Below are 19,286 nucleotides of genomic sequence, written 5' to 3' on the forward strand. Positions count from 1 at the left end.
GCTTCATCGGAGTTTAATCGACGCCTTTTCTTGTGATTGCAGGTTCGCCATGGATGACTCCGCCCGCCATATCGTCGACTTGTACCAGCGCCATGCCACGGCCTGGGATCAGGTTCGCCGCGCCAATACCCGTGGCTTTCAGTCCGAGCTGGCCTGGTTGCAGCGCTTTCGCCAGCTCATGGGCGCTGGGCGGCAGGTGCTGGACCTGGGCTGTGGTGGCGCCGAGCCGTTGGCCAGTTACCTGATCGAGCATGGCTGCGAGCTGACCGGGGTCGACAGCTCCAACGCGTTACTGGAACTGTGCCGGCAACGACATGGCGAGCAACGCTGGATCCACGCGGATATGCGCGACCTGGCCCTGGGGGAGGATTTCGCCGGCATCCTGGCCTGGAACAGCCTGTTCCACCTGGCGCCGGACGATCAGAGAGCGATGTTCGCGGTGTTCGAGCGCCACGCCCGCCCGGGTTGTGCACTGATGTTCACCAGTGGCCCGGCGGCGGGCGAGGCCATTGGTGAATTTGAGGGAGAAGCGCTGTACCACGCCAGCCTCGATCCCGGCGAGTACTGCACGCTGCTCGACACCCATGGCTTCGAGGTGGTCCGGCATGTCAGTGAAGACCCCGACTGCTGCGGGTTCACGGTATGGCTGGCGCGGGGCCTGGATTATTAAGGCTCAGATAATCCCTTGTTGCCGGGCGATGCTGTGTAGGCAGATGCCCAGGGCGCGGCTTTCACAGTCGTCCGGATTGAAGCCGAGGATAAATGCCGGGCGCCGGACCAGGGACTGGATGATCTTGTCGCTTTCGTCCAGGTCGCGCTGGCGCTTGAGCATGTCGCTCACTTCGGGGGTGTACCACTGGTAGCGCTCCTCCAGGTAAAAGAACCGGGAAAATTCATCCCAGGCGCCGTTGCCTGTCACCGCCAGGCTGATCTCTCCGTTGGTAACGCCGTGGATAGCCAGGGCCGAGCCCTTGATACCGAAGCTCATGTCCAGGGCGACGGCGGGGTCGAAGGGGTGGGGAAGATTGGCACCCGGAACTTCATCGCCCTTGATCGACGAGTTGCACTGGTAGCAACTGGGGACCAGGTTGTGCAGCGACACCGCCAGGTAGGGGTAGATGGATTTGGGCAGGAAGTGATCCAGGGGTGGGCGCATCTCCAGCTTCTTGGGCGTGGCTTTGCTCGTGGCCTGGCCGTGGTAGTTCACATGATTCAGGTGGCAATAGGGACAGATGCGCAGCCCGTGGCTGCCCACCAGCTTGTAGGCGTTCCAGCCCTGGCTCTTGTAGATGAACTTGTCGTAGTCGAAAACCTTGTCGAGGGCCTGGAGCAGCTTCTCCATGTGGCTTTGCTTTGTGAAGGATTTTTGCTGACGGGCATGCATGTAGGGAGTCAAGGTCGAGCCGGTGGCGAGGTCGATAGCCTCGATCAGCGCCCGTAGTTCGGCGACGCTGCCGACCAGGACCGTCTTGCGGTTCTTCAGCAACAGCTTGTGCAGCGAGGCGGTGAAGGAAGGGTATCCGGTAAAAGATGCCTTCCATTTCGTCATCTCCTCGTCAAAACGCTGGCCCAGGGTCGCCAGGTGGCTGTTGATCGTGGCGGTGGATACCTCAAGCTTGAGCATTGGCACGGCTCCCCAGGATATCCAGCTGTTGCTGTACATGGCGCCGGAGTTCGTCGTTGGCCAGGGAGTCGGCGATGTGCCGGGCCTGGCCCAGTGCCTGGAGCCCCCGGACTTCGCCGTTGAGCACTGCGGCGAGCCGCTCCAGGCGTTGATGGTTGAACTCGCCGGTGAAATCCTCGACCTCGAATACCTTGCTCAGGGTCTGCTTGGGGGTGTAGCCAAAGGCATTGGTCAGCCGTGCGTTATCCAGGTCGAACAGCCGCCCGGCAGGGGTATCGGCCGCGACGATCAGCGAATGGGTGGAAATCAGCACATGGGTGCGCTTGGCCAACTGGCCAAACTGCCCGATGAACTTCAGCAGGTCGAAGATGTAGATGCGCTGCCACTTGGGGTGCATGAACATCTCGCCTTCGTCGATGCACAGCAACATCGATTGCTCCGGGGAAGCCTGTTCGAACTCTCCAAAGGCCCTGGCTACTGCGCAGTAGAGAGACATCATGCTGGCCTGGCCGGAACTTAACTGGGTGAAGGAGAACTGCAGCATATCCAGGCTGCTCAACTCGCTGTAGACCTGTGAATGTTGACGGATATGGTGGCCAACCTGCTGATCCAGGTAGCCCATCCTCGACTTGCGGCCCCAGGAGTTGAGGTCCGCGAACAGCAATTTGGCCAGGTGCAGAACATCCCTGGCCTTGGCCAATTGCTTAAGCAATGGAGGGTGCTCCGTTAACTGCTCGAGGACAAATTCCGGGTCGCTCAGGGCCTTGCTCAGCCACGGGTGGTGATCCTGGACCAGCTCCTGCAATTCATCGATCAAGTCGTACAGGTTTTGTGCCGTGAGGCTTTCAGCCCCTTCCAGAATCGCGTAGGACCAGATGAATTTCGCTTCACGCGAAGCGTTATGCTCCAACTCCAGCAGGTGTTTCTTCAGCTCGGGATCCAGTGCCTTGTGTGCCGAACTATCGGGACGATAAACCGTCATCAACTCCACCAGCGACATCGTCTTGAGCTTCAGCGTGACCTGGGCTTGGTCGACAAAGGTGACGCGTTCCTTGAGGTGGGGATAGGCCGTGAAGGCCGCCACCAGTTCCGACTCCACATCCTTGCCAAACCTGGGGCTGATATCTTTTACACCCAGACGACGCAGGCGATTGCGCCGCAGCTTTTCAAAGGGCGAGGTGGTGTAGAACAGCGTCGAGAGGTTCGGCAGCGAGGCCTGCTGCCCCTGGTCAATCTCAAGTTCCGAATGCAGTTGAACGTCCTTGAGTGAGCTCCCCCGGGAAAGATGCAGCCCCTGCTCATCCTCCCAGAGCAGGCTGAGCTTCTCCTGCGGCTGCCACTTGGCCAGCGCCCGGCACAGTTCCAGCAACAGGGCGGTCTTGCCGCTGCCGTTCTCTCCATAGAGCGTGGTGAACGACGCCACTTTCAACGGTGACCGGGCTTGGCCAGCGCTCGTTGAGCGGCTGATCGTCAATCTAGGTGAGGCCTGCTCGAGCAAGGCAGAGGGTGGATGAACCACCGCCTCGTAGACATCGGTCAATGGCAGGACGGCGCAAGTTCCGGAGTTACCAACGAAGAACAGCACATGAATGACGGGGCGATTTGACGGCATATTCAATCCTTGGTGGTTATGAGCGCGCCAAGGATCAGCTCCTCGGCACAGCGCTGGCAGCCTTCCTGGATGGCATTGGGCTAGCAGTTCGCGCGGCGCGCGCAGGTTCGCACAAGGGCAGGGCGGGGGGAATAGGTTCAGCGCCGCGGTAGGCGTAGACACAAAAAAGCCGCTGGCCTTGGCGGGACAGCGGCTTGTTTCAAGCAGTGCAGGCTCAGTGCTGCATCTTGCCGTGGTCCATCGAGCCATGATCCATCGAACCATGGCCCATGGCGCCGTGGTCCGGTGCGTTGAGAGCACGAGCCTCGGCGTCGACCTTGATGGTTTCCTTCTCACCCTTGGCGTTTTCCACGGTCAGGGTCAGCGGTACCTTGTCGCCGGCCTTGATCTGGCCTACCAGCTCCATGAGCATCACGTGGTAGCCCTGGGTGTCCAGGCTGACCTTCTGGCCGGCCGGCAAGGCGATAGCCTGCACCTGCTGCATGCTCATCACGTCGTTGTGCATGCTCGATTGATGGATCTGCACGTTCTTGGCCACCGGCGACTGCACTTGCACCAGCTTGCTATCGCTGCTGGCCGTGATGTCCATGAAGGCGCCGCTGGCGTGCTGGCCGGCGACGGTGGCGCGGACCCAGGCGTTGTCGATCTGGGTGGCAGCGCTGGCGGCGTTGGCCAGGCCCAGCAGGGAAGCCAGCAGCAGGGCGGATTTGAAACGCAATGAACGGGGTTGCAGAGTCATTAACAGACCTCCATGACGGTGAGCAGATCTTCTGCGCACTCCTGGGCGTTCAGGGACTGGGACAGGCCCAGGCGCAAGGTGCCGCGGGAGTCGAAGACGAAACTGGTAGCGGTGTGCGAAAGGGTATAGGTGTCGCCGCTGGGGATCTTTTCATAGAACACCCCGAATTCCTTGGCCGTGGCCGCGGTTTCTTCCAGGGTGCCGTACAGCGCCTCGAAGCTCGGATCGAAGGCCTTGACGTAGGCATCCAGCACCGCGGGAGTGTCGCGCTCGGGATCAAGGGTGATGAACACCACCTTGAGGCGATCGCCGTCACGGCCCATCAGCTTCTTGGCTTGCGCCGCGCGGGCCAGGGTCGTGGGGCAGACGGCCGGGCACTGGGTGAAACCGAAGAAGATCATCGGCATCAGGCCACGGTAGCTGGACAGCGATTTGGTTTCGCCCTGGGAATCGGTGAGCTTGAAGGTACGGCCGAGAATCTGATTGCTCAGGTCCTTGCCGTATTTGAAAGACAGCCGGGGACTATTGTCACAACCGGCCAGCAGGCCCAGGCCGAGTACTCCGGCGCTGGTGAGCAGCGTGCGGCGAGTCAGTAGAACACTCATGAAATAACGCCCTTTGAACAGCCAGACAGGCAAAAAACCCGCGCATGGTAACAAACGGACGAAGGACGCGGCGGGCTAATTAGACCAAAGCCTGCGGCCATCGGTCGCACTCCATGGCCGTTGCCGGGCACTCACCCGCGCTTGTCGCCAGGGGGTGGCAACTGGCGCAGCCAGAGGGCGATGTCGTCTACCACGGTGGACATGTGGCTTTGTCCGTGGTGATCGTCGAAGCGATGGCCCAGCCCGGGATAAGACCGAAGATCCACTCCCGGGCGGGCGTCCCTGCGCAGTTGCTCGATCATCGCCATGACCGCCGGCACCGATACCGACTGGTCGACCATGGCCTGGATGACCAGCGCGGGGCTATGGCTGTCTTGCAGCAGGGCCAGTTGATCAAGTCGCAGTACCTCTTGCCACCAGCGGGCACCGTGGCCACTGGCTCGCAGGTCGGCCGGTGGCTGCCCTTGCACCTGTTGGATGAAGGCCTGCAAACCCTGGCGCGCTTCGGCTTTTTCCGCCACCGGCAGATCGCTGCTATCGACGCTGTGCAACAGGTCGTCGGCAAACCACTGGCCACCGCCGTTGAAGGCCACGGTGGCATCGACGACGCCCGGGCGTGCGGCCAGGGCATGGGCGATCACCGCGCCTTCGCTGCCGCCCAGGGCAATAACCGAGGCGTAATGGCGTTGTTGGCGCAGGTGCTGGATCACCGCTTGCAGGTCGTCCGTGCGCTGCGTCGGACTGTCGTGCTCCAGGTAGGCCTGCGGGCAATCCGCGCGTTCTACGTCCTGGCTGTAGGGCAGGGTCGCCTCGAGCCCGTACTTTTCCACGGTCAGTACATCGGCCTCGGGCATCGCCTGGGCCAGGAGGGGGATGCTCTTTATATGGCTCACGCTGTTGCAATCCGAACCCTGGAGGATCACCAGCAGCGAGCTTGACGGCCCGGATGGCTGGCGTTGCTGCAGGTAATAGCTGATTGACGAGCCATCGGGCCGAAGCAGGTGCTGTGGCGCTGGTTCCCCAGCCCTGGCCAGCCCGCCAAGGCCCAGCAGCACGACGAGGATCCAGCGACCTGTGCCGATCAAGACTCCACCGCAGCGATCTGCACCAGCGCCCGTACCGCGGTGCGGGTGGCCTGGGTCAGCGGTTGCGGCAGGCGATCGAGCTCGAACCAGGCGATCTCGCTGTGCTTGTGCGGTTCGAGGTTGCAAGGCGCCATGGCGGGCGCCGAAGCCAGGTACACCGGCGCCACCCAGTGTTCGCCGCGCTGCGGATCGATCTGGTCGACCACGCACAGCAGGCTGACGCCTTGCAGCGTCAGGCCCAGCTCTTCGAGGATCTCCCGGCGCATGGCCTGTTCCACCGGCTCGAGCCAGTCGACCTTGCCTCCCGGCAGCCCCCAGTGTCCGGCCTCGGGGTCTCGCAGGCGCTTGACCAGCAGCAGTCGGCCGTCACGCACGATGGCGGCGCCGCATCCCAGGCGGGGCTCTTGTGGCATGGCGGTTCTCCTTGGATGGATGGCTGGATGGGGCAGGCGCCGGCGGCGTTGAAGGACAATATCGGTTAGCGGTATGACAACCATGCTGGGCTTTGTTGTTCATTTGTAATCGGCTGCGGCCAGACAGCGACGAGTCAGCAGCGCAGCCAGCAAGTGCGCACCAGCATCGCGCCCAGTACCCCCAGGGCCAGCAGGATGAGCATCGCCCCGGTGCAGCGCTCGAGCCAGGGCAGGACCCGGGAGAAGCGCAGGCGGACCCGGCCATTGCCGATGGCCACGGCCACCAGCACATCCCAGGCCAGTACCACGCTGAACATCCACAGGCCGTAGGCCAGCTTCCAGCCGTTGTCGATCCCGGCACCGACCAGCGATGCCAGGCTGGCGTAGAACAGCGCGTTCTTGGGGTTGAGGATGCCTGACAGGAAACCCATGCCCAGCCCGCGCCACCAGCCGGCCCGGTCCTGGCCTTGGGACGTCACCGCGGTCAGCGAGCTGCCGGCGGCATGGCAGATGAACAGCCCGCCCACATACAGCAGGTAGGCACAGCCGGCCATCTGGATCACCAGGAACAGCAGGCCGTCCGGGTGCAATACCGAGACCCCGGCAAATGCCAGCACGATGAATACACCGTTGGCCAGGGCGATTCCCAGGCAGGCCCCGGTGGCCGATCGCCAACCGGTAGCCATGGACATGCGCGCCACCAGGAAGAAATCGGGGCCGGGGGAGAGCAGGGCAAGAAAATGCGCGGCAGCCACCAGCAGGAACTGTTCGAACATGGGCAAGACTTCCACAGAGCAAGAGGGGCAGGAAGTCTGCTTGGCGCCACGGGCCGGGTATTGAAGAAAATTGCGCGGCCTCAGGCCTTGTACAGCCCTGGGGTGACGCCGACATGGGCCTTGAACACCCGCTGGAAGTGCGCCTGGTCGGCGAAACCCAGGCGTTGGGCCAGGGCCGCGGGAGCCTCGCCGGCCTGTAGCGAGGATCGGGCCTGGATGATCCGCTGGTTCAGCTGGAAGGCGTGGGGCGTCATTCCGGTGGCGCTGCGAAAGGCCCGGATCAACTGGTAACGGCTGATGCCGGCCAGTTGCGCCAATTCTGCCAACGGGCTTGTGGCTTGCGGGGCCTGGCGCAAGAAGGCCACGACCCGGCGGACTCCGGCGCTGGCCTGGGCAAGGTCGGCGGTCAGGGTGAGCGTCGGTTGTTCCCCGGTCGAGAAGCCACCGATGAACTCGATCAGCGCTGCTTCCTTGTCCTGCCAGCTGGCGGCGGAAAACAGCAACTCGTTGAGCTGGCAGAAGCCTTGGTAAAGCCGCGGGGTGTCGTTGAGCAGGACCTGGCGCCTGGACCTGGCCGGAGCGCCGGGCTGTTCCTGGCGCAGGGCCTCCACCCAGGCGGCATCCAGGTGCAGCATCTGGTAGCTCCAGGCCGTGCCCGGGTGGGGGTTGCAAGCGTGCACGCAATCGGCCGGAACCCACACCACGCTGCCGGCGCGGATCAGCGTCGGCCCCGCAGAGGCTCCCGTGAAGATGCTTTCGCCACGGTCCACCGCGCCGATGGAGAGCGTCGGATGACTATGGGCCTTGTAGTTGGCGCGGCTGTCACAAGCCCGTCGACTCTCGACGTAGGGCAGCTGTGGATCGCGCCAGAACTGAGTGGTGCAAGACATCATCAACAGGGCCTGGGCAGGGGGCGGGCGATCAAGACTAACGTCGATCGGCGTCCGGCAGAAGCTCGCTCGCCGAGGATCTCGAGGCCCAGGTCAGTGGCCATTGAGCTTCAGGCTATCGAAGAAGTCGCGGATGATCAGTTTCATTTCGCCCGCGGCCTGGGGCTTGTCCCGGGCATCCTTGATGCTGATGGCTGCCTGGGTGAGGAAGCCGTAGACCAGGTTGGTCAGGTTGTTCGGGTCGTAGGGCTTGACCCGTCCGGCGGCATGCAGCTCATGCATCAGCTTGGCGATGTGGTGCAGGGTGTAGCGTGAGTCGATGGCTTTCCAGTCTTCCCAGCCCAGCACGCTGATCACTTCCTGCAACGACAACAACCGCTTGCGGTGACGCATCACGGTATCGATGAACGCCGTGGCCAGCTGTTGGGCCCGCAGCCAGGGATCCTCCGTCGCCGGCAGCTGCTCCAGGGCCTGGGCGATCATGCGCATCTGTTGCTCATAGCACTGGGCGAGCAACTCCTTCTTGTTGGCGAAGTGATGGTAGAACGCCCCCTTGGTCACTCGCGCCTGGCTGGCGATGCTGTCGATGGAGACCCCGGTGTAACCGTGGGCGATGAACTGTTCGCGGGCGCTGTCCAGCAAGGCATCGCGGGTCAGTTCGGAGTTTTCCTGTTGTCGGCTCTTGACATTCATACTCATGCCTTTTTACATACTGTCGGTATGTGATGCTAACACGCGGCGCTCGCAAGTACAGGGCGCTGTTTCATTCAGGTTCGTCCAGGAATGCAGAGGTATCCATGCTGAAGATGAAAACCCGTTGTCAGGCCTGCGCCAGCGCCTTGAGCGATAGCGGCGGGGCGTACATCTGCTCCTATGAATGCACCTTCTGCGAGCCTTGTGCCGTGCGGTTGGCCTATTGCTGCCCGAACTGCGCCGGCAACCTGGTGCAACGGCCCCTGCGCGCACGCAAGCCCGCCCGGGTGCTGGTCGATCGCCTGTTCAAGCGGGGAGTGCGGACATGAGCCGAGAGGTGGAGATTCAATGCGCCGACGGTGTCGTGCTGCCGGGTGATTACCATGATGCGCAGGGGCCGGCGCAGGGAGTGATCCTGGTGTCCGGCGCGTTGGGCGTGCGGCGCGGCTTCTACCGGGCTTTTGCGGACCTGGCCGCCCAGGGTGGCTTCGATGTGCTGCTGTACAGCTATCGCGGGGCACAGGATGAGCTGCCAACGAATGTCCGATGCTCCCTGGCCGACTGGGGCGTACAGGATATCAGCGCCGCCATCGAGTTCTGCCGTGTCGAGCGTCCGGCCTTGCCGCTGTACTTCATCGGCCACAGCATCGGCGCCCAGTTGCTCGGGTTATCTCCTGCGGCGGGGCAGTTGCGTGCAGCAGCCTTTATCTGCGGGTCGTTCCCCTATTGGAAGCGCTGGACGGGTCTCGAACGGCTGCGCATGGGCTTGCTGTTCGGCCTGTTGATTCCGCTGGTTACCAGGATCGGTGCGACGTTTCCGGCGCGGCTGCTGGGCTTGGGCAACCAGAACTTGCCCAGCCGGCTGATGCAGGAGTGGTCACGCTGGGTCCGCGAGCCCGACTACCTGCTGGCCGAGCGCTTCGGCCTGGCCCGGCGGGGCGGTTACGAAATCCTGGCGATCCCGCTGGTCAGCTGGGTGTTCGATGACGACAACTATGTGCCCTGGGCCGCCGCGCAGCGGATGCATGACGCCTATCCAGCGGCCGCGCTGCAAGTCAAGCGCACGCCACGTAGCGCCGGAGCAGTGGGGCACTTCGGTTTCTTCCGCAGTGCGGCCTTGCAGGGCGAACTGCTGCAGCAATTACGGAGTTTCTCCGGCTAGGCAATGCCAGCGGAGGGCTGCGGCAAGTCGATTACCGCCAGCATGTCGTCACCATCCTCGTCCATACCGGTCTCGACGAAACCGAAACTGGAATAGAAGTGACCGGCTATTGGGTTGCGGGGGTGGTAGCAGATCTCGATTTGCGCCAGGCCCTGGATTTGCCGCAGTTCCTCGAGCAGCAAACCCATGGCCTGACGGCCAATGCCGCGGTTCTGATGCTGTTTGTCCACCATGAAGCGCCAGATGGAGACTTTTCCCGGGCTCTCGGCGCTCCACAGGAACAGGCCTACAGGTTCGTCCCGATGGTAGATGGCGCGTGCGCTGCAAGTGGGGTTGTAGCTGGCCTGGACCAGCGACCAGAGGTTGGATGCGACGTAGTCTTCCTGTTTCTCGAACACTTCCAGGTCGCAGATTCGTTCGTAGTTGGATTGATCGACTGCGGTGAGCTTTACCTTGGACACCTTGGATTTCTCTTTGGATGGCGGGGGAGCAACATACCAAAGGTTTAGTTCTGTCGCGCAACTATTGGTGATGAAAAGTGCGGGCTAGAGCGACAACAGTCGAGCGGACAATACGGATAATTAGTACCTTCTGATATATATAATTTCCCTACTCGGTAAATTTTGCCATGCTTGGGCCAGCATACCGTTCATCGAATAATCATGCGTCCATAAGAAAAAAACAGCCATTGCGCATCGGGCTGATCTAAACAAAGATGGGCACTCAACACCCTCGACTAGTACTGAAACGATACATCTTGTTTTGTGAAATTTTCCCTTGACATGCCTGTAATTCCAAGCGGAAGGTATAAGCAAGAGGCTTGGTCCTGGCTCTTTTGTAAATCTCGGTTCTTAGCTTTGCTGAGTATGTAGAGGATAATTAACCATATAGTTAAAATTTCACCAAGGGACTGCATGCGACCTGCCCAAGGGGTTGGTTATTAATGGATAAAGGAAATATCAAGATGAAGCTGTCGACGTTTTCCACTCCTATTAATGAGCGTTATTTTGAAGACTATATCGAAGGCTCGGTATTCGAGTATGGTCCATTGGACGTCGGTGAATTCGAGATCATAGAGTTCGCCAGGCAATTCGATCCGCAAATGATGCATCTCGATCCACAGGCTGCGGCAAGTGGTCCTTTTCAAGGATTGATTGCCAGCGGATGGCATACGCTGGGTCTGATGATGCGCCTGTTCGTTGATAACTACCTGTCCTCCGTAGCAAGTCGTGCCTCCCCTGGGGTCGATGAGATACGCTGGTTCAAGCCTGTCCGTCCTGGTGATCAACTGCGGTTGCGGATTTCGATCTTGGAAACCAGGCGCTCTCGTTCCAAGCCCGATCGGGGCCTGGTCATCTCCCTGCTCGAAGGCATCAATCAAGACGGTGAAGTCGTGGCGAGCGTCAAGCCGATGAACTTCCTGGCTCTACGCGACCCTGTCGCTCAATAGAACTCCTATTTCAGATCCTGTTATTGGGTACAAGGGAGATTATTCCTTGTCGCTGACTCGACATTACTAACCTGAGCATTTCAACTAATGCACTATAGTGAGGTGGGAACATGCCAACCAGAGCAGATATCGATAGTGTCGTGAACCAATCATTGGCCGAGAGCATTGCCAGTCAAAGCAGTGACCTTTCGGTTGATGATATGAGCAAAGTAACTATATATGGAGTGGATGGCCTGTTCGACTCCCTACAGTTGGTGACATTAATGATGCGAATCGAAGAGTTGATCGCCGACAAATATGATTTGTCTGTATCGCTGACGTCGGATCGTGCTATTTCGCGAAAAGTCAGTCCTTTCCAAAATCCATCGACGCTGGTCGAGTTCATCATGGAAGAGATACCCGCTCTAGAAGTTAGCTAGGAAGCCTTCATGCTGATCCTCGTTACGGGAACACGTACCGGACTAGGTCGAATGTTGGTCAAACATCTGATCGGGAAAGGGCATACGGTCATTGGTTGTAGTCGCAGGGAAGGAGCCAAGATGCCTCCCGGCTACACACACTTCAATGTTGACCTGACTGAATCTAGGTCTGTTTCAGCAATGTTCCATGTAATAAGGAAGCGCTATGGCTTTATCGATGCATTGATCAATAACGCGGGTGCATCCGTCATGGAACCATTTCTGCTGAGCGATTTGGACAATACAAAAAAACTCTACGATTTGAATGTGTTTTCAGTGATGCAGTGCTGCCGCGAGGCGGTGAAGTTACTCAAGAACAGTAGTGGTTCGGGGGCAATACTGAATATCTCTTCAGTCGCCACCTTGTTTTCCCTGGAAGGGCAACTCGCCTATGCAACCAGCAAGGCAGCGATAGAGCAGTTCACTCGTTCTCTAAGCCGGGAAATCGCCCCCTTGAATATTCGCGTGAATACCCTGGGATTGCCCCCGCTGCGAACAGCGCTTACCAGGACCCTGGACAAGGACAAGATCGAAGCACTCATTGCCCGCCAGGCCATCAAGCGACCCTGTGAGTTCCAGGATGTGGTCGGGCCAGTGGAGTTCCTTATTTCCGAGGCGTCGGGCTTCGTATCAGGCGAGACGCTCTATCTAGGAGGGGTCAGATGATCAACGCAGGTTGGCTGCGCGGCCTGGAAGCTAGAGGTGTTCGTCGAGCACTGGTTGATGGGGAAGTCGCGCTTTCGTACATGCAGGTAGCGCAGAAGGTCAGGGATCTGGCCACTCACTTCATTCAGTCCGGCATCGCGCCTGGGCACGTGGTGGTACTGCATGGGAATTATTCGGCCAATGGAGTCCTGGCCTTGCTGGCCCTGGCTGCCATCAAGGCCATCGTTGCGCCGGTTACGAACCTGACGTCCTCGGTCGAGGAAACTCTGAAGGTTTCCTGTGATGCAAGTTTCATGATCAGGGCCTTTGAGGATGTGGTCGTCGAGTCTTGCTCCGGCCAGTCCCGGCACCTTTTGTACTCCTCTCTCAAAGCCCGTGGGGCCGCTGGGTTGATCCTGCTTTCCAGCGGCAGTACCGGCAGACCGAAGGCGATTCTGCACGACCTGGACAAACTGATCGCTGAAAAAGACAAAGAGTCCAGGGGGCGGCAGCTTGTGGTCATCCTGTTTCTGATGTTCGACCACATTGGCGGCGTGAATACGTTAATCAACATATTGTTTTCCGGTAATTGTGCGGTCGTGGTCAGGGAGAGAACACCGGATGCCGTGTGCCGGGAGCTGGAGTTGCAGCAGGTGCAGGTCTTGCCTGCCAACCCGACATTCTTGAACTTGCTGCGCCTTGGGGATTTCCACCAACGCTACGACTTGTCGGCATTAAGACTCATTACTTACGGCACGGAAGCCATGCCAGCCCAGCTTCTGGTCTATTTGCGAGAAATATTTCCCCGGGTGCGGCTGCTCCAGACATTCGGCACCTCTGAAACAGGAATAGCCGGGACACAGAGCGCTTCTTCGCAAAGCACGCGTTTCAAGATCGTCGATGAGAGTTTTGAATATCGGATTGTCGCTGGCGAACTCCAGTTGAAGTCACCGAGCCAGTTCCTTGGCTATCTCAATGTCGAAAATACTTCGCTGACAGAAGATGGTTGGTTCCGCACCGGGGACCTGGCCGAGTCGGGCAGCGATGGAGAGATACAGATCCTCGGGCGGATGAACGAGGTGATCAACGTCGGCGGAGAGAAGGTCCTGCCGATTGAGGTCGAGTCCTTGCTTCTTGCATGCCCACTGGTCCAGGACTGCCTCGTATACGGGATCAGCAACGCTATTACCGGCCAGGCGGTAGGGGTGAATGTAAAACCGGCATACCCCATCAGTGCCGAGGGCCTGAGAAAGGCAATCATGGATTTTCTCGCAGGCAAGCTGGAGCGATTCAAGATGCCCGTAAGAGTCAGGATGGTTGATGAAATTGCTGTTTCGGAGAGAGCGAAAAAGAAACGCAACGTCGAGCGTTAATTGCGACTTGAAGGAGAACAGGAATGTTACCAGGCAATGTAGTCATCATTGGTGGTGGACCGGCCGGGTCTGTGGCGGCACTGACTCTGCTTAAGTTGGGACACAAGGTCACGATCTATGAAAAAGAGACTTTTCCCCGGTACAGGATTGGCGAGTCATTTCTTCCTGGGACCATGTCGATATTCAACAGGTTGGGCTTGCAGCCACTCATCGACGAAGCCCGGTTCGTCAAGAAACCCTCCGCGACCTTTCTCTGGGGGCAAAACCAGCCGCCATGGACTTTTTCCTTTTCAACCCCGAAGAGCACCGCTGAATGGGTTTTCGATCATGCCATCCAGGTCAAGCGAGAAGTGTTCGACCATTTACTCCTGAAGGAAGTCATGGCCCGAGGAGGGACGGTCCACGAGGGGGCGGCGGTAACCAATGTCGATTTAAGCGATCCTGAGAGGGTCATTCTGGAAGTGCGCCAGGGCGAAGCATCCTCGACGGTTTCTGGTGACTATCTGATCGATGCTTCAGGTGCCAACAGCATTCTCGCCCGGCAACTGAAAATTCGTCGTTATGACGAGTTCTATCGCAATCTTGCTGTGTGGTCGTATTTTTCCTGCCCGGATCCGTTTCAAGGAGACCTGCGCGGTACGACCTTCTCGATAACTTTCGAAGATGGTTGGGTGTGGATGATTCCGCTCGAGGGGGATATCTACAGCGTTGGTGTGATCGTCGATATCAGCAAGGTAGGAGAGATAAAGGAGGTGGGGCCGGATGAGTTCTACAGACGCACGCTGGCCAAGTGCATTCGCGCCAAGGAGTTGCTGGGTGATTCGGAGCAGATCGAACAGGTCAGGGTCGTTCGTGACTGGTCATACGACACCAGCACCTTTTCCAGCGGGCGTTTCTTTCTTTGCGGTGACGCTGCCTGCTTTACCGATCCGTTGTTTTCGCAGGGCGTGCATCTCGCGTCCCAATCCGCTGTTTGCGCGGCTTCAGCGATTGATTATCTGTCCCGGCATCCAAGCGAAAGCACACAGGTCCATGAGTGGTACAAGAGCACTTATGGCGAAACCTATGAGCAGTACCACGAATTCCTCGCCTCTTTTTACACCTATGCCTCTTTCACCGAGCCCGATTCCGAGTTCTGGAACAAGCGCAGGATAGTGGAAAGCGAGGATGATCGTTTCAATCGCCGTCAATGGTTCGACCAACTCACCGACAAGGCAGGAGGGGAGGAGTGGGCGATCTCGGACTTCAAGGACCGGGCATCTACGATGATCGCCCTTGGACGACACCAGCGCAGTGAGCTCTCCGATGAATTTTCCGATGCGGAGCTGACGCCAATGAGGGTCGGCTGGATTGGCAAGTTGTTGAAGCAGTTGTCCAGCATATCCGAATTCAGCTGGAACGGCGGGACGGTCACCTTACAGGATTACTACAAGGTCAATCCCCTGGACTTCAGGCTTGAACCTAAGGAAGTGCTATCAAACGGCGAGAGGCGCATGACCAAATATGCTGCCAACTCCAAGGTCAGGGAAATATTTTCCGATTTGATCAAGGAGAAGTTCGACTACAAGACCTTGATCAGCCGATTGAATGCAGCTGGTTACTCCGAACATGCCTTGCAGATGGTCATACGCCTTTTCGAGGCAGGCCTGTTGTCCGGGAAGAACATGATGGGAGAAAAAGTGCATATACAAGACCGTCTGAGATTCGATGGCGTAGGCATTGAGTACGAAGTTTGAATCAAACCACCGATCGTCATGTGTTCCCGAGTGCGGTGCCCATGGGGAATGACGACTGATCTGTTTCGGACATTTTCAATATCCCGGAGAACCAGATGAAGCTCGATCAAGAGTTTGAGAAACACTATTCCAGGCCAGACCTTGAACAGAAGATCTTCTCTGCATTGCTTGTCAGTGGGAAAGATCCGCAAAGGCTGAATCTAGAAGACCTGGCGCCGGTGGATGAAATCCACATCGGCGGGCGTCAAGCGACTGCTGACCTGGCCGACAAGTTGGGGCTCCACGAGGATATGAAGGTCCTTGATGTCGGCTGCGGGTTGGGTGGGGCAACACGCTACTTTGCCAGTACCTTCGGTTGTGAAGTCCATGGCATAGACTTGGCTCCCGACTATATTAATGCCGCCTCTACACTGGCTGCCCGTATAGATGGAGGGCTGAAGGTCAGTTATCAGCAGGCTAGCGCCCTGGCGCTGCCCTTTCCCGATGACTTCTGCGATGTGGTGACCATGTTGCACGTGGGGATGAACATCGCTGACAAGCCGCGGCTATTCGAGGAAGTCCGCCGAGTACTGAAACCTGGCGGCAAGCTTGGGATCTACGATGTGATGCGGGTCGGGGAGGGCCAGATGCTCTATCCGGTTCCCTGGGCATCGAATCCTAGTACGGACTTCGTCGCCCCTCTGGCTGAATACCTCATGTATCTGAAGCAGGCGGGGTTCACGGTGATCAGCGAAACGGACCGCTGGGAGTTCGGCGTGGCGTATTTCGATGATTTGAGGAGCCGGAACCTGGAGCAGGGGGTATCGCCACTTGGACTGCATATTTCATTCGGCGCCACTGCCATGCGGCAGATGGTCAATATTTCAACGCTGATAAAAACACGGGTACTCAGTCCCGTTGAACTTGTCTGCAAACTAGTCGAATGAGGCCGGCCATGACTGATCATGGAAACTTGTATTTCGAAGACTTTGCCAAAGGACAGGTCTTCGCGTTGGGCAGTGCGCAGGTGACGGAAACAGGCATCATCGATTTTGGTCGTGAGTTCGATCCACAGGCATTCCATATCGATCCTGTCGCCGCGCTGGATTCACCGATGGGCGGGCTGGTCGCCAGCGGCTTTCATACGCTTGCCCTGAGTTTCCGACTCTTCATCGACTTGGGGTTGCTCAGGGCTTGTAGCGTGGGCGGCGCGAGCTTGAATGATGTGCGCTGGCTGAAAGCGGTGCGTCCAGACGATCTCATCAGTGGAGCGGTAACGGTTCGCGACGTGCGCAATATCCCCTTGCCCGGTAATCGGGGCCTTGCGCAGTTTTCGTTCGAGATCATCAATCAGGCACAGGAGCGTGTCTTGTCCTACCTGGCCACGATTGTACTGAAGGGGCGAGGGTCCTAGCGGTTGGGTCGAACCAGGTAACAGGACAGGCGAGGGCGGGGTTACATCAGGGCCAACTCCATATCCCAGCAGTCCAGGCCGGGCCCATGGCCGTCGGGCGTCACTTTGCGCAGCACGAAACCCAGGCCGGCATAGAAACCCTGGCTGTGCTGGCTGGTGCTGATGCGCACCGCGTGGGCCAGGCCTTGCTCGCGAATGGCTCGTAGCCGGGCTTCGGTCAGCAGGCGTCCAATGCCCTGGCCGTGCAGCGCCTGGTCGACCATGCCCCAGCACAGGCTGGCGGTGCCTGTTTCGGGGCGCAGGGCATGACCACCACAGGCAACGATCCGCCCGTCGCGTTCGATGACCAGCAGGTTGACTGTCGAATGTTCGAGGAAGTGCAGGAAGTCCGGGCGCTCCAGGGGATCGAAGAAGGCCGGGGTATTGCTGTCGAACAGTTGCAGGCAGGCGTCCAGGTCGTGGTTGGTGAAAGGACGTATGCAGGTCATGGCGCTCATGCTCGGCGAAAGATCCCGGATATTCGGGATCTTTCGCCGGTGCGGTCAAGTGCGGTGATCGAAGAAGTGCCCCATCAGCTTCAGCAGCGGCCGTCGACGGTTGGTCCAGGCGAAATCCCACTCGCTAACCTGCGAATCCCCTGGATGATGCTCATGCTCGTGCAGCAGTTTGTGGGCTTCGGCCAGCCGGTACCAAGGCACCGAGGGGAAGGCGTGGTGCACGATGTGCAGGTTGAAGTTGAGGATGATGAACCGCGACCAGAGCGGCAGGTTCTTGCAGTCGTGGGACACGACATCCTGTTCCCAGTACTGCAGGCGGTCGGCGTCCTTGGCTTGCAGCGGCGCCTCGGCGTGGTGCGGCAGGTTCAACAACTCCACCATGAAGAACAGGAACAGCCAGATGATCAGGTAGAACATCACCAGGTCAGCCAGGTGTCCGAAGTACAGCGCGACCCCGGCCACGGCGAGGTAGGCCACCAGGTACAGGCGGGCGAAGCGGATTTCCTTGAGAATCCGCGGCGAGTTGTCGCCCTTGGCCCGGGCGATGAACGGTGCCCGCCAGTTCAGCAGGAAATGGTTGGCCGCGATCATCGGGATCCAGTGCTTCCACATGAACTCCAGGGTTCGTTCCTGTTTCTTGGTCATGACCGAGAACTTCTCGATCATGCCGCGGTTTTCCGGATCGTTGAGGGGGTGGGAAGTCCAGGTGTGGTGGGCCGTGTGGAAGCGACGGCGAACCAGGAAGGGCAAGGCGATCAGCCAGCCGTTGCAGTGTCCGATGAAGTTGTTGACCCGGCGGTTCTCCGAAATTGCGCCGTGCAGGGCCTCATGCAGGATCAGGTAGATCTGCAGGGTGGCGACGCCAGCCAGCACCAGGCCGAGCAACTGCAGCCCGGTGGATGAACTCAGCCAGAGGTTCCAGGCCAGTACCAGGACCAGCATATCGGCGACCCACAACATTACGGTCCAGGGCTCCTTGGCGCCGTCGGGGATCTGTTTACGGACGTTAAGCCATTGTTCTTTTGTCACTTGCTTGACTCTCCAATAATCATCCGAAGGGATGCAGGGCTCGATGGATCAGTTGTCGATGCTCGGAGCGTGGCCGGGCCGGATGCTGCACAGGTTGTCGCCCAGCCTGGCGTAGGCCTGGTCGAAGAAGACGACTTCTTCATCGAAACCATGGCTGCGCGGGGCCTGGTCGAACTTGTGCCACACCAGGTTGATGCAGTCGTAGCGGGCGCCGCCTTGCAGGTGCCAGGCCGGCAAATAGGCGGTCACCGCATAACCCCGCCGCATCAGGCCGCCGAGCAGCTCCAGCTTGTCGGCCAGTACATGAACGCTCACGTACTCGATGTCCTTGTGCGCTTGTACAAGTGCCTCGAGCTCCTGCAGCACCTCGCGCTCCGAGGGATAGTTGCCCGAATGCCCGGACACCATCAGCGCATTGGCCTCATGGTCCTGGGTGTACAGCATCTGGCCGTGGCGCTCGGTCCCCGGGGCACCGCTCAGGTAGGTATTCGGATAGGCGCCCAGTACCGGTTCCATTTGCAACGAGGCGTACAGGTACTGGCTGATGAAATCGCTGCCCGAGGATTTGGCATACCAGGGGGCGATATGGACGAAACCGTCCTGGGCCGGCGGGTGGATGGCGGTCAGGTGATATTCGCGGATGCCGTCGACCTTGTTCGGGCCACCGTCATGGCCCACCAACACTGCCGGCTTGATCTTGCCCATCACCGAATGGATGGCGATGTTGCGGGGGGTGTAGTAGCCCAGCTCCATGGCGTCGGGCCGATGATCTTCCAGGCAGAGCCTGATCAGGTTCGAGATCGCACCGCCGCGGCGCGCATCCGGATGGATCACCCCATGGCCGACTTCCCAGGACTGGTTCCAGGGACGCCGGGTGATGCAGACGCAACCCAGCAGTGCGGACTGGTTTTCGACGACGAACCAGCGCTGTTGATCGGAGTTCATCGCGTTGCGGATATACGCCGGGCTCTGGCACGGATGGGTCGTGTGCCCATAGATGGACTGGAACAGCTCGGCAAGGCCATCGATGTCTTCGAGGGTGCCCGGGCGAAATTCAAATGCATCGGCTTTGGAATCGATGTTCAAGGGCATGGAAACAGGCGTTT

23 protein-coding genes are annotated in these 19,286 nt (G+C 59.2%); 10 read left to right on the plus strand and 13 right to left on the minus strand.

From position 1 onward, the window contains the following. Positions 1-49 precede the first annotated feature (49 nt). Positions 50-670, plus strand: a complete 621-nt coding sequence (locus tag GDH07_RS12830; protein ID WP_022644502.1) for a class I SAM-dependent methyltransferase — start codon at positions 50-52, stop codon at positions 668-670. 3 nt (positions 671-673) lie between these two features. Here the strand turns inward: GDH07_RS12830 and GDH07_RS12835 are convergent, their stop codons facing one another. The 9 genes from GDH07_RS12835 to GDH07_RS12875 all read right to left on the minus strand — a co-directional run bounded on the left by GDH07_RS12835 (position 674) and on the right by GDH07_RS12875 (position 8,443). Next, complete coding sequence (locus GDH07_RS12835) at positions 674-1,624, minus strand: hypothetical protein (protein WP_152897759.1); 951 nt, start codon at positions 1,622-1,624, stop codon at positions 674-676. Next, the gene (locus GDH07_RS12840; protein ID WP_178124048.1) at positions 1,611-3,485 is read right to left on the minus strand and encodes an ATP-binding protein; all 1,875 of its coding nucleotides are present in this window, start codon (positions 3,483-3,485) and stop codon (positions 1,611-1,613) included. The genes GDH07_RS12835 and GDH07_RS12840 overlap by 14 nt, the downstream gene beginning before the upstream one ends. Then, positions 3,451-3,975 (minus strand): copper chaperone PCu(A)C, encoded by a 525-nt coding sequence (locus tag GDH07_RS12845; protein WP_022644498.1) that lies wholly within the window; start codon positions 3,973-3,975, stop codon positions 3,451-3,453. The genes GDH07_RS12840 and GDH07_RS12845 overlap by 35 nt, the downstream gene beginning before the upstream one ends. Further along, positions 3,975-4,580: an SCO family protein gene (locus GDH07_RS12850; protein WP_031321714.1), complete on the minus strand. Its 606-nt coding sequence runs from the start codon at positions 4,578-4,580 to the stop codon at positions 3,975-3,977. Before GDH07_RS12850 ends, GDH07_RS12845 begins: the two co-directional genes overlap by 1 nt. A 131-nt stretch (positions 4,581-4,711) precedes the next feature. Then, positions 4,712-5,635 carry a prolyl oligopeptidase family serine peptidase gene (locus tag GDH07_RS12855; protein WP_152897761.1) on the minus strand — a complete coding sequence of 308 codons (924 nt, stop codon included), beginning with the start codon at positions 5,633-5,635 and terminating at the stop codon, positions 4,712-4,714. A gap of 26 nt (positions 5,636-5,661) precedes the next feature. After that, on the minus strand, positions 5,662-6,078 hold the full coding sequence (locus tag GDH07_RS12860) for an NUDIX hydrolase (RefSeq protein ID WP_085597632.1): 417 nt from the start codon (positions 6,076-6,078) through the stop codon (positions 5,662-5,664). Between the two features lie 134 nt (positions 6,079-6,212). Continuing rightward, the gene (locus GDH07_RS12865) at positions 6,213-6,854 is read right to left on the minus strand and encodes a LysE family translocator (protein ID WP_152897762.1); all 642 of its coding nucleotides are present in this window, start codon (positions 6,852-6,854) and stop codon (positions 6,213-6,215) included. Positions 6,855-6,934: 80 nt separating this feature from the next. Beyond that, positions 6,935-7,744, minus strand: a complete 810-nt coding sequence (locus GDH07_RS12870; RefSeq protein ID WP_152897763.1) for a helix-turn-helix transcriptional regulator — start codon at positions 7,742-7,744, stop codon at positions 6,935-6,937. 93 nt (positions 7,745-7,837) lie between these two features. Beyond that, positions 7,838-8,443, minus strand: coding sequence for a TetR/AcrR family transcriptional regulator (locus tag GDH07_RS12875; RefSeq protein WP_178124049.1), 606 nt, complete (start codon positions 8,441-8,443; stop codon positions 7,838-7,840). A gap of 98 nt (positions 8,444-8,541) precedes the next feature. Here GDH07_RS12875 and GDH07_RS12880 point away from each other — a divergent pair, with 98 nt between their 5' ends. Both GDH07_RS12880 and GDH07_RS12885 read left to right on the plus strand, forming a co-directional pair. Beyond that, positions 8,542-8,766: a DUF1272 domain-containing protein gene (locus tag GDH07_RS12880; RefSeq protein ID WP_022644491.1), complete on the plus strand. Its 225-nt coding sequence runs from the start codon at positions 8,542-8,544 to the stop codon at positions 8,764-8,766. Further along, the gene (locus tag GDH07_RS12885) at positions 8,763-9,599 is read left to right on the plus strand and encodes an alpha/beta hydrolase family protein (RefSeq protein WP_152897764.1); all 837 of its coding nucleotides are present in this window, start codon (positions 8,763-8,765) and stop codon (positions 9,597-9,599) included. Before GDH07_RS12880 ends, GDH07_RS12885 begins: the two co-directional genes overlap by 4 nt. Here the strand turns inward: GDH07_RS12885 and GDH07_RS12890 are convergent. Further along, positions 9,596-10,060 carry a GNAT family N-acetyltransferase gene (locus GDH07_RS12890; RefSeq protein ID WP_022644489.1) on the minus strand — a complete coding sequence of 155 codons (465 nt, stop codon included), beginning with the start codon at positions 10,058-10,060 and terminating at the stop codon, positions 9,596-9,598. The genes GDH07_RS12885 and GDH07_RS12890 overlap by 4 nt on opposite strands. Before the next feature lie 503 nt (positions 10,061-10,563). On the opposite strand from GDH07_RS12890, the gene GDH07_RS12895 reads away from it, so the two are divergent. From GDH07_RS12895 to GDH07_RS12925, 7 genes are all read left to right on the plus strand, one after another. Further along, positions 10,564-11,049 (plus strand): MaoC family dehydratase, encoded by a 486-nt coding sequence (locus GDH07_RS12895; RefSeq protein WP_152897765.1) that lies wholly within the window; start codon positions 10,564-10,566, stop codon positions 11,047-11,049. A 110-nt stretch (positions 11,050-11,159) separates the two neighbouring features. Then, positions 11,160-11,468, plus strand: coding sequence for a hypothetical protein (locus GDH07_RS12900; RefSeq protein WP_152897766.1), 309 nt, complete (start codon positions 11,160-11,162; stop codon positions 11,466-11,468). A gap of 9 nt (positions 11,469-11,477) precedes the next feature. Beyond that, on the plus strand, positions 11,478-12,173 hold the full coding sequence (locus GDH07_RS12905) for an SDR family NAD(P)-dependent oxidoreductase (protein ID WP_152897767.1): 696 nt from the start codon (positions 11,478-11,480) through the stop codon (positions 12,171-12,173). Beyond that, positions 12,170-13,525: an ANL family adenylate-forming protein gene (locus tag GDH07_RS12910; RefSeq protein ID WP_152897768.1), complete on the plus strand. Its 1,356-nt coding sequence runs from the start codon at positions 12,170-12,172 to the stop codon at positions 13,523-13,525. The genes GDH07_RS12905 and GDH07_RS12910 overlap by 4 nt, the downstream gene beginning before the upstream one ends. A 23-nt stretch (positions 13,526-13,548) precedes the next feature. Beyond that, on the plus strand, positions 13,549-15,261 hold the full coding sequence (cmlS, locus tag GDH07_RS12915; RefSeq protein ID WP_152897769.1) for a chloramphenicol-biosynthetic FADH2-dependent halogenase CmlS: 1,713 nt from the start codon (positions 13,549-13,551) through the stop codon (positions 15,259-15,261). 95 nt (positions 15,262-15,356) lie between these two features. Then, positions 15,357-16,187: a class I SAM-dependent methyltransferase gene (locus GDH07_RS12920; protein ID WP_053130083.1), complete on the plus strand. Its 831-nt coding sequence runs from the start codon at positions 15,357-15,359 to the stop codon at positions 16,185-16,187. A gap of 8 nt (positions 16,188-16,195) precedes the next feature. Continuing rightward, a complete protein-coding gene (locus GDH07_RS12925; RefSeq protein WP_152897770.1) occupies positions 16,196-16,654 on the plus strand; it encodes a MaoC/PaaZ C-terminal domain-containing protein in 459 nt (152 codons plus the stop codon). A gap of 41 nt (positions 16,655-16,695) precedes the next feature. Here the strand turns inward: GDH07_RS12925 and GDH07_RS12930 are convergent, their stop codons facing one another. From GDH07_RS12930 to GDH07_RS12940, 3 genes are read right to left on the minus strand one after another with little or no spacing between them, the layout of a single operon-like run. After that, on the minus strand, positions 16,696-17,142 hold the full coding sequence (locus GDH07_RS12930) for a GNAT family N-acetyltransferase (protein ID WP_152897771.1): 447 nt from the start codon (positions 17,140-17,142) through the stop codon (positions 16,696-16,698). Between the two features lie 54 nt (positions 17,143-17,196). Continuing rightward, positions 17,197-18,180 carry a fatty acid desaturase family protein gene (locus GDH07_RS12935; protein WP_085597644.1) on the minus strand — a complete coding sequence of 328 codons (984 nt, stop codon included), beginning with the start codon at positions 18,178-18,180 and terminating at the stop codon, positions 17,197-17,199. Between the two features lie 48 nt (positions 18,181-18,228). Beyond that, entirely contained in the window at positions 18,229-19,272 is a 1,044-nt protein-coding gene (locus GDH07_RS12940; protein WP_246195948.1) for a GNAT family N-acetyltransferase, read from the minus strand. Positions 19,273-19,286: the final 14 nt, after the last annotated feature.

Origin of the sequence: Pseudomonas piscis (assembly GCF_009380155.1) — a bacterium.
GTDB classification, from domain to species: domain Bacteria; phylum Pseudomonadota; class Gammaproteobacteria; order Pseudomonadales; family Pseudomonadaceae; genus Aquipseudomonas; species Aquipseudomonas piscis.

Excerpts from the sequence above, each read along its gene's own strand:
- GDH07_RS12830 (WP_022644502.1), top strand. The coding sequence starts at position 50 with ATGGATGACTCCGCCCGCCATATCGTCGACTTGTACCAGCGCCATGCC.
- GDH07_RS12835 (WP_152897759.1), bottom strand. The coding sequence starts at position 1,624 with ATGCTCAAGCTTGAGGTATCCACCGCCACGATCAACAGCCACCTGGCG.
- GDH07_RS12840 (WP_178124048.1), bottom strand. The coding sequence starts at position 3,485 with ATGGCTCGATGGACCACGGCAAGATGCAGCACTGAGCCTGCACTGCTT.
- GDH07_RS12845 (WP_022644498.1), bottom strand. The coding sequence starts at position 3,975 with ATGACTCTGCAACCCCGTTCATTGCGTTTCAAATCCGCCCTGCTGCTG.
- GDH07_RS12850 (WP_031321714.1), bottom strand. The coding sequence starts at position 4,580 with ATGAGTGTTCTACTGACTCGCCGCACGCTGCTCACCAGCGCCGGAGTA.
- GDH07_RS12860 (WP_085597632.1), bottom strand. The coding sequence starts at position 6,078 with ATGCCACAAGAGCCCCGCCTGGGATGCGGCGCCGCCATCGTGCGTGAC.
- GDH07_RS12865 (WP_152897762.1), bottom strand. The coding sequence starts at position 6,854 with ATGTTCGAACAGTTCCTGCTGGTGGCTGCCGCGCATTTTCTTGCCCTG.
- GDH07_RS12870 (WP_152897763.1), bottom strand. The coding sequence starts at position 7,744 with ATGTCTTGCACCACTCAGTTCTGGCGCGATCCACAGCTGCCCTACGTC.
- GDH07_RS12875 (WP_178124049.1), bottom strand. The coding sequence starts at position 8,443 with ATGAGTATGAATGTCAAGAGCCGACAACAGGAAAACTCCGAACTGACC.
- GDH07_RS12880 (WP_022644491.1), top strand. The coding sequence starts at position 8,542 with ATGCTGAAGATGAAAACCCGTTGTCAGGCCTGCGCCAGCGCCTTGAGC.
- GDH07_RS12885 (WP_152897764.1), top strand. The coding sequence starts at position 8,763 with ATGAGCCGAGAGGTGGAGATTCAATGCGCCGACGGTGTCGTGCTGCCG.
- GDH07_RS12895 (WP_152897765.1), top strand. The coding sequence starts at position 10,564 with ATGAAGCTGTCGACGTTTTCCACTCCTATTAATGAGCGTTATTTTGAA.
- GDH07_RS12900 (WP_152897766.1), top strand. The coding sequence starts at position 11,160 with ATGCCAACCAGAGCAGATATCGATAGTGTCGTGAACCAATCATTGGCC.
- GDH07_RS12905 (WP_152897767.1), top strand. The coding sequence starts at position 11,478 with ATGCTGATCCTCGTTACGGGAACACGTACCGGACTAGGTCGAATGTTG.
- GDH07_RS12910 (WP_152897768.1), top strand. The coding sequence starts at position 12,170 with ATGATCAACGCAGGTTGGCTGCGCGGCCTGGAAGCTAGAGGTGTTCGT.
- cmlS (WP_152897769.1), top strand. The coding sequence starts at position 13,549 with ATGTTACCAGGCAATGTAGTCATCATTGGTGGTGGACCGGCCGGGTCT.
- GDH07_RS12920 (WP_053130083.1), top strand. The coding sequence starts at position 15,357 with ATGAAGCTCGATCAAGAGTTTGAGAAACACTATTCCAGGCCAGACCTT.
- GDH07_RS12925 (WP_152897770.1), top strand. The coding sequence starts at position 16,196 with ATGACTGATCATGGAAACTTGTATTTCGAAGACTTTGCCAAAGGACAG.
- GDH07_RS12930 (WP_152897771.1), bottom strand. The coding sequence starts at position 17,142 with ATGACCTGCATACGTCCTTTCACCAACCACGACCTGGACGCCTGCCTG.
- GDH07_RS12940 (WP_246195948.1), bottom strand. The coding sequence starts at position 19,272 with ATGCCCTTGAACATCGATTCCAAAGCCGATGCATTTGAATTTCGCCCG.